This is a genomic window from Bacillus sp. TH30, from assembly GCF_016650875.1.
GTDB lineage: Bacteria > Bacillota > Bacilli > Bacillales > Bacillaceae_G > Bacillus_A > Bacillus_A mycoides.
In genome coordinates, this window is sequence record NZ_JAEKEY010000002.1 from 3,636,527 (window position 1) to 3,651,207 (window position 14,681).

The following is a 14,681-nucleotide window of genomic DNA, read 5'->3' on the forward strand; positions in this document are numbered from 1 at the left end:
TGATATTACAAGCTCTTTTTTCATACATATGGGATGAGAGGGGGTCTTTTGAGATGAAAAAAATAGAACAAATGAAGAATTGGTTAACGAAGCAAATAGACCTGCCAGTGGATGTGTTAATGGATCTACCTCGGATCACGCTTGTTGGGCAAGTACATATCTATATAGAAAATCATCGAGGATTATTAGTGTTTTCAGATAAAGAGGTAAGATTGCTATTGAAACATGGTCAATTATTAATTAAAGGTCAATCCTTTGTTATTAAAACAATCCTTCCAGAAGAACTGTTGCTTGAAGGGATTATTGAACAAGTGACGTTTTTAGAAAATGAAAAGAAAGAGGAGTGAGGAGAAACTTCCGTTTGTGAAGTTTTTCTTCGTTACCTTGTATTAACAGGCGGTAACGTTCTGGCCTCAATATTCGGTTCGTACAAAGAGGATAGGTGGGAATTGAGTTCCACGTAAAAAATTGGCTCGTGAAGGTTAATAATTAGTGAGGATCAAGGAATCTGCTAATTAAAATTTTAGTACGAGCTAGTTTGATAATCGAATTGAAAAGTAGTGTATCTACTTTTAGAAAGGTAGTGGAGATAGTCGATGAAAAATAAATGGTTTATAAAATGGCTTGGGTATGTAAAGGTGCGAATTGAAGGTAGAGGAGCGGAACGCTTTGTTAACGAGTGTGTGCGGAAGAAAGTACTCGTTTGGGATGTAAAGAAGATAGCTGATGAAACGTTAGTTTTTTGTATGTTATTACGAGATGTGAAAAAGATAAAACCAATTTATAGAAAAAATGAATGTAAATTATATTTTATTGGACGTTACGGTTTTCCTTTTTGGAATAAGCGTGTAATTAAAAATAGTGGATTTTTAATTGGGTTTTTAATATTTTTTTTCGGAATGATCGCATTGTCAAATATGGTGTGGAAAATTGAAATTACAGGAGCAAAACCTGAAACAGAATATATATTGATGAAAGAATTGGACAAAATGGGTATAAAAAAAGGTAAATTACAATTCCAAATGCCGAGTGTAGAAGATGTTCAACGTCATTTGACAGACAATATTAATGCGATTACTTGGGCGGGATTAGAAATAAGAGGGACAACATATCATTTTAAGATTGTTGAAAAAAATGAGCCGAAAAAAGAAAGTGAACAACAGCCACAAAACTTAGTAGCAAAAAAAGAAGGGATTATTACAAAAACATTTGTGGAAGTTGGGAAGCCGGTTGTCATGAAAAATGACCATGTGGAAAAGGGGCAACTTCTCGTATCCGGGATGTATGGTAATGAGGAGAATCCGACAGTTGTTTCGGCTAAAGGGATTGTATATGGAGAAACGTGGTATAAATCTGAGGTGGATGTTCCGTTAAAGACACAATTTCAAGTGTATACTGGTAATTCATACAATGAACATTTCCTTAAATTTGGGAGTACTAAAATAAAAATATGGGGATTTCTACAGGATAAGTATAAGCGCTCTCGTACTGAAAGTGTAAAACATGATGTGAAATTATTTGGATTTACATTACCAATTGCATACGAGAAAGATATTGTACGAGAAGAGGAAGAAGCGAACCGAGAATATACCGAAAAACAAGCAATGAAAGTAGCGAAAGAAATGGCAGAAAAAGAACTGAAGAAAAAATTGGATGAACATGCTATGATTGTAAGTGATAACATTTTGAGTAAAGAGGTTGAGGCGGATCACCTAAAGGTCACATTACATTATACAGTGATTGAAAATATTGCAGAGCCACAACCAATATCTGAATCCGATATTCAAGGAGACTGAGTAATGGCAGAACAATTAGTAGAAATGAACCAACAATTGGAAAATCCCAACGAAGCAATTGCTCTTTTTGGGGTAAATGATGCTCATTTAAAAGTAATTGAACGAGAACTTAGTGTATCGATTGTGACTAGAGGAGAATCTGTTCGTGTATCTGGGGCAGATGAAACTGTGGTGCTCGTAGAAAAAATCTTACAACAGTTACTTGTTGTTATCCGTAAAGGTGTATCAATTTCGGAAAGAGATGTTGCGTATGCGATTCAGCTTGGGCAACAAGGGAAAATTGCTCAATTCGAAGAATTATATGAAGAGGAAATTTTTAAAACGGCAAAAGGTAAATCCATTCGTGTGAAAACGATGGGGCAAAGACGATATATTCATGCAATGAAAAAGAATGATATTGTATTTGGGATAGGACCTGCTGGGACAGGAAAAACATACTTAGCCGTAGTAATGGCTGTGAGAGCTTTAAAGCAAGGGTATGTAAAGAAAATTATTTTAACAAGACCTGCTGTAGAAGCTGGAGAGAGCTTAGGGTTTTTGCCAGGTGATTTGAAAGAAAAAGTAGATCCGTATTTACGTCCACTATATGATGCGTTACATGATATTCTTGGACAAGAATATACACAACGTATGATGGAACGTGGTGTAATTGAAATTGCACCTCTTGCTTATATGAGAGGGCGTACTCTGGATGATTCATTTGTTATATTAGATGAGGCGCAAAATACAACTGGTGTTCAAATAAAAATGTTTTTAACACGATTAGGTTTTAGTTCTAAAATGGTTATTACGGGGGATCCCTCACAGGTAGACTTGCCAAAAGGGGTAAAGTCAGGTCTTTCTATTGCTGCTAATATTTTATCTGGTGTATCAGGTCTTTCGTTCATAACATTGGAACAAACGGACGTTGTGAGACACCCATTAGTGCAACGTATTATTGAGGCATATGATAAAATGGAATGATCCTATTTGTCAGGATCATTTCTTTTTGTATGATAAGGTTGGCGAATGACATATTTTTTACTATCATTAAAGACGAGGGAAATAAACTATAGGTGATAGTGGATAAAAATGTTGTCCAAAAAGTATCGTTACCTAGAAGAAATGAAAGCTATAAATAGTTTCACTTTATTTCTGGAGAGGAGAAGGTATTGAAATCATGTCAAGATCTCAAGAAATTTCTAAGTGGTTTCGTAATTTACAACATTCGAAAAAACTAAGTTGGATTTCTTACGTTTTATTAGGGGCAGTGCTGTTTTTTGCACTTATGAATAATGTAAAACCAGAGCAATTAGATGTTACAACATATTCTATTGCGAAAAAAACAATCCATTCTCCTATTAAAATTGAAGATAAAGTTACAACGGACAAAAAGAAAAAAGAAGCCGCTACAAAAGTTGAAGATCAATATACATATAAAAGTGAGTATAAACAAAATAAAGTGGATATTGTGAATGACGTCTTTGCTAAAGTAGATGAAGTGATACAAGAGATTAAAGCGGTTGGACCGGATGAGCAAAAAAAGATTACTGATGCTGAAAAAGTGGACAAGTTGAAAAAAAAATTGCCTACTGATTTAACGAAAGAATTATCTGATTCAAACTTACTAAACTTAATTAATGCAGATTCGAACCAATTAGTATTAGCGAAAGATGCAACAGTTACAGCTATTAATAGTATCATGACTGAGCATGTTAAAATGGATGAATTGAAGGATGCGAAGGAACGATATGTAAGTGAGATGAATAGTGTTAATGTTGATAATGGTTTAAAGGAATCTATTAAGGCGTTAGGGAAATATGCGATTTCTGCAAACTATTTTTATGATCCGACCTTAACAAAAGAGAAGAGAAAAGCGGAAGAAGATTTAGTTCCACCTGTTTATATTCTTCAAGGGCAAGTCCTTGTTAGAGAAGGTGAAACGATTTCAAGTGATATGTACAATCAGTTGAAATTAGTTGGCCTGTTAGAAAAAGGGAACAGTTTTCAACCCTATGTTGGGTTAGCGGTACTCATTGGTGTGCTATTGTACTTTATGCATAAGCAGTTTGAAGTGTTTTTACAGCGGAAAAGAGAAGATAGGCCGTATGTCTTAGCGTATATTACAATTTTGTCTATCACGATTGTTTTAATGAAAATCATTAGTTTGTTTCAAAAGCTTGAGTATGCAGGAATCGCGTATGTTGTTCCAGTTGCAATGGGAACAATACTTGTAAAATTAATGATTGGTGATCGATTTGTATTTTTAACGAGTATGATCTTTTCTGTATGCGGAAGTATTATGTTTAATGAAGGTGTAACGAGTACACTGAATTATAGTGTGGGGATTTATGTTTTATTAAGTTCATTATCAGTTAGTATTTTCTTGAGAGAAAAAAATCGTCGTACGATGATTTTACAAGCTGGTATACTCGTTTCTGTATTGAATGTAGTCGTATTAGCGGCTTTGCTATTATTACGTAACGGGAATTTTTCGCCTCTTGAAATTGGGGTGCAATTATTAATGGCTGCTATTTCGGGTATTATCTCTTCTGTTCTAGCTATGGGGATTTTACCGTATTTAGAAAGTGGTCTTGGGATTGTATCGAGTATGAAATTGATGGAACTTTCAAGTCCGAATCACCCGCTTTTGCGTAAGATTTTATTAGAAGCACCAGGTACATATCACCATAGTGTAATGGTAGCTAATCTCTCAGAAGCTGCTTGTGAAGCAGTTGGAGCAAATGGAGTATTAGCGCGTGTAGGGGCGTATTATCATGATGTAGGGAAAACGGTACAACCACAGTTTTTTATTGAAAACCAAATGGGTATTGAAAACCCGCATGATAGATTAGACCCTGTAACGAGCAAAGATATTATAATTGCTCATGTAACCGATGGGGTGAGAATGTTAGAAGAACACCATATACCTCAAGAAATTATCGATATTGCTGGACAGCATCATGGTACAACGTTACTTAAATATTTTTATTATAATGCGATTAAAGAAGATAAAGAGAAATATACGGAGGAAATGTTCCGCTATCCAGGATCAAAAGCAACTTCTAAAGAGTCGGCGATCGTTGGTATTGCTGATAGTGTGGAAGCGGCGGTACGTTCGATGAACCATCCAACACCAGATCAGATTAATAATTTAGTGCAAAATATTATTAAAGATCGCCTGCAAGATGGTCAATTTAGTGAATGTGATTTGACATTTAAGGAACTACAAATCGTTGGAAAAACGTTATGTGAAACGTTAAATGGTATTTTCCATTCCCGTATTACATATCCGGAACCGCCGGAAGAAAAGGAGAAAGAATGAGTTTATTAATTGATTTTATTGATGAAACAGAAGAAGTGAAAGACGAATATATAAGTTTGATTCGAGGTTTAGTAGAGAAAGCAGCCCAAATGGAGAACATAGAAGAAGGCGCAGAATTATCGGTTACATTTGTAGATAATGAACGTATTCGTGAAATAAACCGTGATTACCGAGATAAGGATCAGCCTACGGACGTTATTTCTTTTGCTATGGAAGAAATGGGAGAAGGCGAAATGGAAATTGTCGGTGCAGAGATGCCGCGTATGTTAGGAGATCTTATTATTTCTATTCCAAGAGCAAAAGAACAAGCTGAAGAATATGGACATTCTTTTGATCGAGAACTTGGGTTTTTAGCACTACATGGCTTTTTGCATTTGCTTGGTTATGATCATATGACAGAAGAAGATGAGAAAGAAATGTTTGGAAGACAAAAAGAAATTTTAGAGGCCTTTGGATTAGGACGATGAAAACAGGAAAACTTTTAGATAGTTTTGGATATGCTATAGCTGGTATATACTTTTGTCTTCGTCATGAACGAAATATGAAAATTCATTATTTAGCCGCAGTCATCGTTATATGCTGCGGCTTTTATTTCCATATTACAACAATGGAATGGATTGTTGTACTTATTGTGATAGGGATTGTAATGAGTTTAGAGATGGTGAATACGGCTATTGAAAAAACAGTAGACTTAGCAACCGTCGATATTCATCCGGTTGCAAAAATTGCAAAGGATGTTGCAGCAGGGGCAGTTTTATTATTTGCAATTATAGCTGCTGTAATTGGTGCTATTATCTTTTTACCGTATATGGTATAGTTGCATTCCGAAGCTTTTATTAAGCTTTGGGAGCGCCGTGAAGGCCTTTAATGAAAGAGTGTATCTATTCACATCTATGAACGGAAAGGATGCGGGAATATGAATAGCAAACAATTAATTCAAGAAGCAACCGAAGCGCGTAAACGAGCGTACGTACCATATTCTAAATTTCAAGTAGGTGCAGCTTTACTAACTCAGGATGGAAAAATATATCGTGGATGTAATGTTGAAAATGCATCATATGGTTTATGTAACTGTGCAGAACGAACAGCGTTATTTAAGGCAATTTCTGAAGGGGATAACGAGTTTGTAGCTATTGCAGTCGTAGCGGATACAAAGCGTCCAGTACCTCCTTGTGGAGCATGTCGACAAGTTATGATAGAATTATGTAAACAGGATACGAAAGTATACCTATCAAACTTACATGGTGATGTTCAAGAGACAACAGTCGGAGAATTGTTACCAGGAGCATTTTTAGCGGAGGATTTACATGAATAGAAAAGGTTATAAATCAGGTTTTGTCTCTATTATTGGCAGACCGAATGTTGGGAAATCTACATTTTTAAATCGTATTATTGGCCAAAAAATTGCTATTATGAGCGATAAGCCACAAACAACTCGTAATAAAATTCAAGGTGTATATACAGAAAATGATTCACAAGTAGTTTTCATTGATACACCAGGAATACATAAACCTAAACATAAACTAGGCGATTTCATGGTGAAGATGGCTCAAACGACATTAAAAGAAGTTGATATTGTTTTGTTTATGGTCAATGCAACTGAAGGATATGGTCGTGGTGAGGAATTTATTATTGAGAAATTACAAGAAACGAAACAACCGGTATTTTTGGTAATTAATAAAATTGACCAACTTCATCCAGAGCAATTGCTGGAGTTGATTGATCAATATCGTAAATTATATGAGTTCGCGGAGATTGTGCCAATTTCTGCATTGGACGGTAATAACGTTGAAGCGTTAATCGGAGCAATTAAAAAGTATTTACCAGAAGGACCGCAATATTACCCGGATAATCAAGTAACGGATCATCCAGAGCGATTTATTATTTCAGAGCTTATTCGTGAAAAAGTATTACATTTAACACGTGAAGAAGTACCACATTCTGTAGCGGTTGTTATTGATGCAATTCAAAAGCGTGAGGGCGGAGCGGTTTATATAAACGCAACGATTGTTGTTGAACGTGCATCACAAAAAGGAATTATTATAGGTAAGCAAGGGAAGATGTTAAAAGAAGTCGGTAAGAGAGCTCGTTTTGACATTGAAGCACTTCTTGGTTCTAAAGTATTTTTAGAAGTATGGGTGAAAGTGCAAAAAGATTGGCGTAATAAGATGTCACAGCTTCGTGACCTTGGTTTCCGTGAAGACGAGTATTAATATGAAGTAAAGTTGTGATCAGTGGATGTTTTGTTCATCCGCTGATTATTGGTTTTTATGAACCTTGATAAATTAGGAAAAATTTTTCTCACATGAAAATGAACAAAATGGGTCAACTTAATAACAACAAAAGAAATTGGTTTATAGGCTACGCTTATTGAGAAAGGTGGATTCTTATGCTAGATTTTACCTGGAAGTTTTTCTCCAAAACAGGAAGCATTGAAACGTATTTGCTTTTGAAAGAAATGGAAAAAGACGTAAACGATGAGATGGATCAACATGAAGAGGAGTTAGCGCATCTAGACTCTCCAATTTCTTGACCCGTTTTGTTCAAACCTTGGATGGTGACGAACATGTTTCAAAAAGTTGAGGGCATTGTTATCCGTACGACAGATTACGGAGAAACAAATAAGATTGTTACAATATACTCACGGGAATTTGGTAAGGTAAGTGCAATGGCAAGAGGGGCGAAAAAGCCGAAGAGTCGGTTAGCAGCTATTTCGCAACTTATGACACATGGTCATTTTCTTATTCAAATGGGATCTGGACTTGGAACTTTGCAACAAGGCGAGATTATTTCATCTATGAAAGAAATTCGCGAGGATATATTTTTAACTGCTTATGCATCATTTATTATTGAATTAACCGATAAAGCAACAGAAGATAAGAAGCATAATCCATATTTATTTGAAATGTTATATCAAACGTTGCATTATATGTGTGAGGGTGTTGATCCAGAAGTATTATCATTAATTTATCAAACGAAAATGCTTCCGGTATTAGGGATGCGCCCGTACTTTGATACATGTGCTATTTGTCATCAAGAAACAGATTTTGTCGCCTTCTCTGTCCGGGAAGGCGGTTTTCTGTGCTCGCGTCATGCGGAGCAAGATCCGTATCGCATTCCGGTGGGAGAGGCTGTTCATAAATTATTACGTCTCTTTTTTCACTTTGATTTACACCGGCTCGGTAATGTATCGGTGAAGGGTAGTACAAAAAAACAAATGCGCACAGTATTGAATACATATTATGACGAATATTGTGGGATTTATTTGAAAACAAGGCGTTTCTTGGAACAACTTGATAAGTTTCAAATATAAAAAGGGCCGTATACGGTCCTTTTTACATACTTTCTTTTTCGAATAGCATATTTAGTATATAATATTTAAGAGATAGTATAACTTTTTTCGTTGTGCATTAAAGGTGGTGATTATCATAGAGCTGAATAAACGGCAAGAGCATATCATTCAGATTGTAAAAGATCACGGTCCTATTACAGGGGAGTCAATTGCTGGGCAATTGGGTTTAACACGTGCAACGCTAAGACCAGACTTAGCAATTTTAACGATGGCTGGTTATTTAGAAGCGCGTCCACGTGTAGGTTATTTTTATACGGGTAAAACCGGGGGACAGCTATTATCTGAAGCTGTTAAGAAAATTAAAGTGCAAGATTATCAATCTAGACCGGCTGTAATTGATAAAAATGTATCAGTATACGATGCAATCTGTACTATGTTTCTAGAGGACGTTGGTACATTATTTGTTGTAGATCAAGCTACTTTATTAGTTGGCGTTGTATCTCGTAAAGATTTATTACGAGCTAGCTTAGGAAAGCAGGATTTAACCTCTCTTCCGGTTAATATTATCATGACAAGGATGCCAAACATTGCGATGTGTCGCAGGGAGGATTCTTTATATGATATTGCGATGGAATTAATAGAAAGACAGATTGATGCGATGCCGGTTGTGAAGGATACGAAACAAGGTTTAGAAGTGATTGGACGAATTACAAAAACAAATATTACACGTGCGTTTGTAAATTTAGTAAATAACGAATAAGTGTAATTTGTTTAAAGTGAGGTAATGTAATGGATAATAAAATCGTATATGTCGTATCTGACTCTGTAGGAGAAACGGCTGATTTGGTTGTTAGAGCGGCAATGGGACAGTTCCCATTCGCTCCTGATATTAGGCGTGTACCGTATGTAGAAGATACAGGGACATTAAAAGAAGTAATCTCGATTGCCAAGAGCAATCAAGCGCTTATTTGTTTTACGTTAGTAAAGCCTGATATGCGTCAATATTTATTGACAGAAGCGGCAAAAGAAGGAGTAGAGGCATACGATATTATCGGACCTCTTATCGATCAAATTGAAGAAATTACAGGGCAAGTACCAAGGTATGAGCCAGGTGTCGTTCGAAGATTAGATGAAGAGTACTTTAAAAAAATTGAAGCGATTGAATTTGCAGTTAAGTATGATGATGGTAGAGATGCACGTGGTATTTTAAAAGCTGATATCGTGTTGATTGGAATTTCACGTACATCAAAAACACCACTTTCACAATATTTAGCGCATAACAAACGTTTGAAAGTTGCTAATGTACCACTTGTACCGGAAGTGGATCCGCCTGAGGAATTATATCAAGTGGCAAAAGAGAAATGTTTCGGTTTGAAAATTATACCAGATAAGTTAAATCATATTCGAAAAGAACGATTGAAATCACTTGGATTAAGTGATGGAGCAACATATGCAAATATTAATCGTATTCAAGAAGAAATTGATCATTTTGAGGAAGTAATTAGTAAAATAAATTGTCAAGTGATTGATGTATCAAATAAGGCAATTGAAGAAACAGCAAATATTATTGTGAATGCAGTGCAAAACCAAAAAATGTTTTAGCACATTTACCAAAGGTGAATGTGCTTTTTTCGCTCGTGAGAAGGCGTTAGAGGAAGATGCGAAGTAGAGCATGAACTTTCGGCTTAGTAATAGAATATAGCGGAATGGTTATACTTATATTCTTCTGTTTTTTAATTATGCTAAAGGAACGATTTCGTTATCTTTAAGTGTAAGATGAAAATTAAAGGGATATGTAGCGTAGTTGAAGAAAATATATTATAATAAAAAATTGTGATAAAAACCTATATTTTACGTTTAGACTTTAATTTTTCAGAATAAACTAGGGATAGGATTTTCGAAAAAGACATGTATTTACGTTAAATCGACAAAATCTAGACAAGAAAACGCACATTATGGAAGGATTCACAGAAGGGATGTAGAATACAGAAATATGCAAAACATCAGATAAGATATTATTTGATGCAGATGCGTATCCCGTGAAGAATGCAATTGTGCAAGTTGGAACAAAATTTTATGTCGAAATTTTGTTTGTCGTATCCTATGCTCATCGTTCAAGAAAACAGCAAGGTAATTGGGTCTATGTAGATTCTGAGCAAGATGAAGTTGATTGTTATATTTATTAACATGCAAAAGCTACAGATCTCATGATCATACAGGCTATAGTGCTTCTTGCTAGTCTTCTTGTGAAAAAGGAGTATATGTATTGTCTCCAGGAGATACATTTGTAACAGATGAGCAAATGTATACAATTTTATATAGTAGTATGTATCTGCGAATTTACGCAGACTGGGGACTTATACGAAAGGTCCAAAATCGTTTACACAATGTGATCGACAGTACTTTCTAACAAATTTAGAAAAATATTGTCGAATTATAAAGGAATCTTTTAATTTATATCGAATACAAAATACGACACGGAGATGGAGTTATGGGGAACAGAATTCCTGAAGAAGTTGTTGAACAGATTCGGACATCATCCGATATTGTAGAAGTGATTGGTGAGTATGTTCAACTTAGAAAGCAGGGGCGTAACTATTTCGGCCTTTGTCCATTTCATGGTGAGAATTCTCCTTCATTCTCTGTTTCATCTGATAAGCAAATTTTTCATTGTTTCGGATGTGGAGAAGGTGGAAATGTATTTTCTTTTCTTATGAAAATGGAAGGACTTGCTTTCACAGAGGCTGTTCAAAAGCTTGGCGAAAGAAATGGAATTGCAGTTGCAGAATATACATCAGGGCAAGGACAACAACAACAAGAAGACATATCTGATGACACTGTCATCATGCAACAGGCTCATGAACTTTTGAAAAAGTATTATCATCATTTATTAGTAAATACAGAAGAAGGAAATGAAGCACTTTCATATTTATTAAAACGTGGTATTACAAAAGAGATGATTGAGAAATTTGAAATTGGTTATGCATCACAAGCTTGGGATGCAGCAACGAAAATTTTACAAAAAAGAGGTTTGTCGCTATCTAGTATGGAACAGGCTGGCCTTCTTGTAAGAAGTGAGAAGGATGGCAGTCATTATGACCGCTTCCGCGGAAGAGTTATGTTTCCGATTTATACTTTACAAGGTAAGGTGATAGCGTTTAGTGGAAGGGCATTAGGAGATGACACTCCGAAATATTTGAATAGTCCTGAAACACCGATTTTTTACAAAAGTAAGCTGTTGTATAATTTCCACCAAGCAAGGCCGTTTATTAGAAAACGTGGGCAGGTTGTCCTTTTTGAAGGTTATGCCGATGTACTAGCCGCGGTGAAAAGTGGTGTGGAAGAAGCTGTTGCGACAATGGGAACAGCTTTAACTGAAGAACAAGCGAAACTTCTGCGACGTAACGTTGAAACTGTTGTTCTTTGCTATGATGGTGATAAAGCAGGGCGAGAAGCGACGATGAAAGCAGGGCAATTACTATTGCAAGTTGGTTGCCAAGTGAAAGTTACATCCTTGCCAGATAAGCTTGACCCTGATGAATATGTGCAACAATATGGGACAACCGCTTTTGAAAATCTTGTGAAATCAAGTATAAGTTTTGTTGGTTTCAAAATAAATTATTTGCGTTTAGGGAAAAATTTGCAAGATGAGTCTGGCAAAGAAGAATATGTAAAAAGTGTTTTAAAAGAGTTATCATTGCTACAGGATGCGATGCAGGCGGAATCCTATTTAAAATCATTATCGCAAGAATTTTCGTATTCAATGGAAACACTTTTGAATCAATTGCACCAATATCGCAAAGAACAAAAGGTACAGCAAAAACAAATAAAGCAGGTTTCTAAGCCATCTCAAATTGTTCAAACGAAACCGAAATTAACAGGTTTTGAAAGGGCAGAAAGAGAAATTATTTACCATATGTTGCAAAGTGCAGAAGTGACAGTGCGTATGGAACCTCATATAGAAGATTTTTATACAGAAGAACATAAAGGGATTTTATATGAACTATACGCATATTATGAAAAGGGAAATGAACCTTCAGTCGGAACATTTTTAAGTTGGCTCTCTGATGAAAAGTTGAAAAATATTATTACTGATATTTCGACGGATGAATTTATTAATCCAGAGTACACAGAAGAAGCGTTACAAGGTCATTTGGAGGCGCTAAGACGCCATAAAGAAAAACTTGAAAAGATGGAAATTATCTTTAAAGTAAAACAAATGGAAAAAACAGATCCTGTAGAGGCTGCTAAATATTATGTGGCATATTTACAAAGTCAAAAAGCAAGAAAATAGCTTTTTCGATAAAGTTTTAGTATAATGAATGTTTGTATCTCGCGTAAGGAGGGGAACAGATGGCTGATAAACCAGCTCGTTCTAAACAAATTGAAACTGAAATGACCCTTGAGCAAGTGAAAGAACAACTCACTGAGCTCGGAAAAAAACGTGGCGTTCTTACATATGAAGAGATTGCAGAACGCATGAATGGATTTGAAATTGAATCCGATCAAATGGATGAATACTATGAATATTTAGGTGAACAAGGGATTGACTTAGTTGGTGACAATGACAACGACGAAGGTCCTAATAATCGTCAAATTACAAAAACGGAAGAAGAATTTGACCTTAATGATTTAAGTGTGCCGCCAGGTGTGAAAATCAATGACCCTGTTCGTATGTACTTAAAAGAAATTGGTCGTGTAGACTTACTATCTGCTGAAGAAGAAATTCGACTTGCGACACGTATTGAAGAAGGCGATGAAGAAGCAAAACGCCGTCTTGCAGAAGCAAACTTACGTCTTGTAGTAAGTATTGCAAAGCGCTACGTGGGCCGTGGTATGCTTTTCTTAGACTTAATCCAAGAAGGAAATATGGGTCTAATTAAGGCAGTTGAAAAGTTCGACTACCGTAAAGGTTTTAAATTTAGTACGTATGCAACTTGGTGGATTCGCCAAGCTATTACACGTGCGATTGCAGACCAAGCGCGAACAATTCGTATTCCAGTTCATATGGTTGAAACAATTAATAAGTTAATCCGTGTACAACGTCAATTATTACAAGATTTAGGACGCGAACCATCTCCTGAAGAGATTGGTGAAGAAATGGATCTTGCTCCAGAAAAAGTACGCGAAATCTTAAAGATTGCACAGGAGCCAGTTTCTCTTGAAACACCAATTGGTGAAGAAGACGACTCCCATTTAGGTGACTTTATCGAAGACCAAGAAGCAACATCGCCTGCGGACCATGCAGCGTATGAATTGCTAAAAGAACAATTAGAAGATGTGTTAGATACACTAACAGATCGTGAAGAAAATGTTCTGCGTCTTCGTTTTGGTTTAGATGATGGACGAACTCGTACGCTTGAAGAAGTTGGGAAAGTATTCGGCGTAACGAGAGAACGTATTCGTCAAATTGAAGCGAAAGCACTTCGCAAATTAAGACATCCAAGCCGTAGTAAGCGTCTTAAGGATTTCTTAGAATAGGCTACCTTTAAGTTTACTTCACTTTTGTGAAGTAAACTTTTTTATTTTGTTAATTTTTGTTAAAATTTATCTATCGGCAACGATTACAATTTCTTGTAATTTATTTTACAGAATTGTCTTTTGATTTGCAAATGCTCATTTTTCGATTTTTCGATTTATTTTGTTTATTATATACAAAATAATATGTAGAAAAGTAAAAAATATGATGAGAAACGTTAGTAATTATCGAAATAATATGCGATATAATAGTGAAAATCAATAAAATGAATTTACGGAATATTTTTAACAAGTAGTAGTTTACTCTTTTCTGATAGGGCGTTTTCAAGTACAATATAAATGACTGAATCATCTAACTATTTAGCGGTATAGAGGGGGGAGAAGAGATATGAAACGTAATCCGTTGATTCCGTTCGCTCTTATTGCAGCATTAGGTATTATCGTTATGTTTGTATTTTCATTTCAGGGGCTAAATAAATCTAAAGAGTTAGCTGATGCAAAAAATGGTGGGAAACCAGCACAAACAGCATCAAAGCCAGAGGATATTGTAAAGCAAAGCTGTACGAGCTGTCATGGTGATCAGTTACAAGGAGCGGTAGGCCCTAATTTACAAAAAATTGGTGGGAAACTTTCAAAAGATGAAATTAAAGAAGTTATTTCAAAAGGAAAAGGAAATATGCCGCCAAATATAGTTCCAGCTGATCAAGCGGCAAAAGTAGCTGATTGGTTATCGAAGAAAAAATAAAGTATAGAAAAACAAGCCTTTTGCTTTTTGCAAAAGGCTTGTTTTTCTATACTATCTAAAATACGA

Annotated in this window: 16 protein-coding genes; all 16 read left to right on the plus strand. The window is 35.7% G+C overall.

Annotated elements, in window-relative coordinates; all coding sequences use genetic code 11:
• Positions 1–53 precede the first annotated feature (53 nt).
• Entirely contained in the window at positions 54–347 is a 294-nt protein-coding gene (gene yqfC / locus JFU20_RS20900) for a sporulation protein YqfC (protein ID WP_002067170.1), read from the plus strand.
• Positions 348–596: 249 nt separating this feature from the next.
• The gene (gene yqfD / locus JFU20_RS20905) at positions 597–1,796 is read left to right on the plus strand and encodes a sporulation protein YqfD (protein ID WP_201038868.1); all 1,200 of its coding nucleotides are present in this window, start codon (positions 597–599) and stop codon (positions 1,794–1,796) included.
• A 3-nt stretch (positions 1,797–1,799) separates the two neighbouring features.
• Positions 1,800–2,759, plus strand: coding sequence for a PhoH family protein (locus JFU20_RS20910; protein WP_002015189.1), 960 nt, complete (start codon positions 1,800–1,802; stop codon positions 2,757–2,759).
• Between the two features lie 196 nt (positions 2,760–2,955).
• Positions 2,956–5,100, plus strand: coding sequence for an HD family phosphohydrolase (locus tag JFU20_RS20915; RefSeq protein ID WP_201038869.1), 2,145 nt, complete (start codon positions 2,956–2,958; stop codon positions 5,098–5,100).
• The gene (gene ybeY, locus JFU20_RS20920) at positions 5,097–5,567 is read left to right on the plus strand and encodes an rRNA maturation RNase YbeY (RefSeq protein WP_002088675.1); all 471 of its coding nucleotides are present in this window, start codon (positions 5,097–5,099) and stop codon (positions 5,565–5,567) included. Before JFU20_RS20915 ends, ybeY begins: the two co-directional genes overlap by 4 nt.
• On the plus strand, positions 5,564–5,917 hold the full coding sequence (locus JFU20_RS20925; RefSeq protein WP_002143170.1) for a diacylglycerol kinase family protein: 354 nt from the start codon (positions 5,564–5,566) through the stop codon (positions 5,915–5,917). Before ybeY ends, JFU20_RS20925 begins: the two co-directional genes overlap by 4 nt.
• A gap of 99 nt (positions 5,918–6,016) precedes the next feature.
• A complete protein-coding gene (locus JFU20_RS20930; RefSeq protein WP_002015184.1) occupies positions 6,017–6,415 on the plus strand; it encodes a cytidine deaminase in 399 nt (132 codons plus the stop codon).
• On the plus strand, positions 6,408–7,313 hold the full coding sequence (gene era / locus JFU20_RS20935) for a GTPase Era (RefSeq protein WP_002088672.1): 906 nt from the start codon (positions 6,408–6,410) through the stop codon (positions 7,311–7,313). The genes JFU20_RS20930 and era overlap by 8 nt, the downstream gene beginning before the upstream one ends.
• Positions 7,314–7,489: 176 nt before the next feature.
• Positions 7,490–7,633, plus strand: coding sequence for a YqzL family protein (locus JFU20_RS20940; protein WP_000883924.1), 144 nt, complete (start codon positions 7,490–7,492; stop codon positions 7,631–7,633).
• A 33-nt stretch (positions 7,634–7,666) separates the two neighbouring features.
• Positions 7,667–8,413: a DNA repair protein RecO gene (gene recO, locus JFU20_RS20945; protein WP_201038870.1), complete on the plus strand. Its 747-nt coding sequence runs from the start codon at positions 7,667–7,669 to the stop codon at positions 8,411–8,413.
• Between the two features lie 106 nt (positions 8,414–8,519).
• Positions 8,520–9,152, plus strand: coding sequence for a transcriptional regulator CcpN (ccpN, locus tag JFU20_RS20950; protein ID WP_002015181.1), 633 nt, complete (start codon positions 8,520–8,522; stop codon positions 9,150–9,152).
• 29 nt (positions 9,153–9,181) lie between these two features.
• Complete coding sequence (locus JFU20_RS20955) at positions 9,182–9,994, plus strand: pyruvate, water dikinase regulatory protein (protein WP_002015180.1); 813 nt, start codon at positions 9,182–9,184, stop codon at positions 9,992–9,994.
• 664 nt (positions 9,995–10,658) lie between these two features.
• A complete protein-coding gene (locus tag JFU20_RS20960) occupies positions 10,659–10,802 on the plus strand; it encodes a hypothetical protein (RefSeq protein WP_162836445.1) in 144 nt (47 codons plus the stop codon).
• Between the two features lie 81 nt (positions 10,803–10,883).
• Complete coding sequence (gene dnaG / locus JFU20_RS20965) at positions 10,884–12,686, plus strand: DNA primase (protein ID WP_002015179.1); 1,803 nt, start codon at positions 10,884–10,886, stop codon at positions 12,684–12,686.
• A 59-nt stretch (positions 12,687–12,745) separates the two neighbouring features.
• The gene (gene rpoD, locus JFU20_RS20970) at positions 12,746–13,873 is read left to right on the plus strand and encodes an RNA polymerase sigma factor RpoD (RefSeq protein ID WP_000764062.1); all 1,128 of its coding nucleotides are present in this window, start codon (positions 12,746–12,748) and stop codon (positions 13,871–13,873) included.
• Positions 13,874–14,258: 385 nt separating this feature from the next.
• A complete protein-coding gene (gene cccA / locus JFU20_RS20975; RefSeq protein ID WP_002129130.1) occupies positions 14,259–14,615 on the plus strand; it encodes a cytochrome c550 in 357 nt (118 codons plus the stop codon).
• Positions 14,616–14,681: the final 66 nt, after the last annotated feature.

Excerpts from the sequence above, each read along its gene's own strand:
- yqfC (WP_002067170.1), top strand. The coding sequence starts at position 54 with ATGAAAAAAATAGAACAAATGAAGAATTGGTTAACGAAGCAAATAGAC.
- yqfD (WP_201038868.1), top strand. The coding sequence starts at position 597 with ATGAAAAATAAATGGTTTATAAAATGGCTTGGGTATGTAAAGGTGCGA.
- JFU20_RS20910 (WP_002015189.1), top strand. The coding sequence starts at position 1,800 with ATGGCAGAACAATTAGTAGAAATGAACCAACAATTGGAAAATCCCAAC.
- JFU20_RS20915 (WP_201038869.1), top strand. The coding sequence starts at position 2,956 with ATGTCAAGATCTCAAGAAATTTCTAAGTGGTTTCGTAATTTACAACAT.
- ybeY (WP_002088675.1), top strand. The coding sequence starts at position 5,097 with ATGAGTTTATTAATTGATTTTATTGATGAAACAGAAGAAGTGAAAGAC.
- JFU20_RS20925 (WP_002143170.1), top strand. The coding sequence starts at position 5,564 with ATGAAAACAGGAAAACTTTTAGATAGTTTTGGATATGCTATAGCTGGT.
- JFU20_RS20930 (WP_002015184.1), top strand. The coding sequence starts at position 6,017 with ATGAATAGCAAACAATTAATTCAAGAAGCAACCGAAGCGCGTAAACGA.
- era (WP_002088672.1), top strand. The coding sequence starts at position 6,408 with ATGAATAGAAAAGGTTATAAATCAGGTTTTGTCTCTATTATTGGCAGA.
- JFU20_RS20940 (WP_000883924.1), top strand. The coding sequence starts at position 7,490 with ATGCTAGATTTTACCTGGAAGTTTTTCTCCAAAACAGGAAGCATTGAA.
- recO (WP_201038870.1), top strand. The coding sequence starts at position 7,667 with ATGTTTCAAAAAGTTGAGGGCATTGTTATCCGTACGACAGATTACGGA.
- JFU20_RS20955 (WP_002015180.1), top strand. The coding sequence starts at position 9,182 with ATGGATAATAAAATCGTATATGTCGTATCTGACTCTGTAGGAGAAACG.
- dnaG (WP_002015179.1), top strand. The coding sequence starts at position 10,884 with ATGGGGAACAGAATTCCTGAAGAAGTTGTTGAACAGATTCGGACATCA.
- rpoD (WP_000764062.1), top strand. The coding sequence starts at position 12,746 with ATGGCTGATAAACCAGCTCGTTCTAAACAAATTGAAACTGAAATGACC.
- cccA (WP_002129130.1), top strand. The coding sequence starts at position 14,259 with ATGAAACGTAATCCGTTGATTCCGTTCGCTCTTATTGCAGCATTAGGT.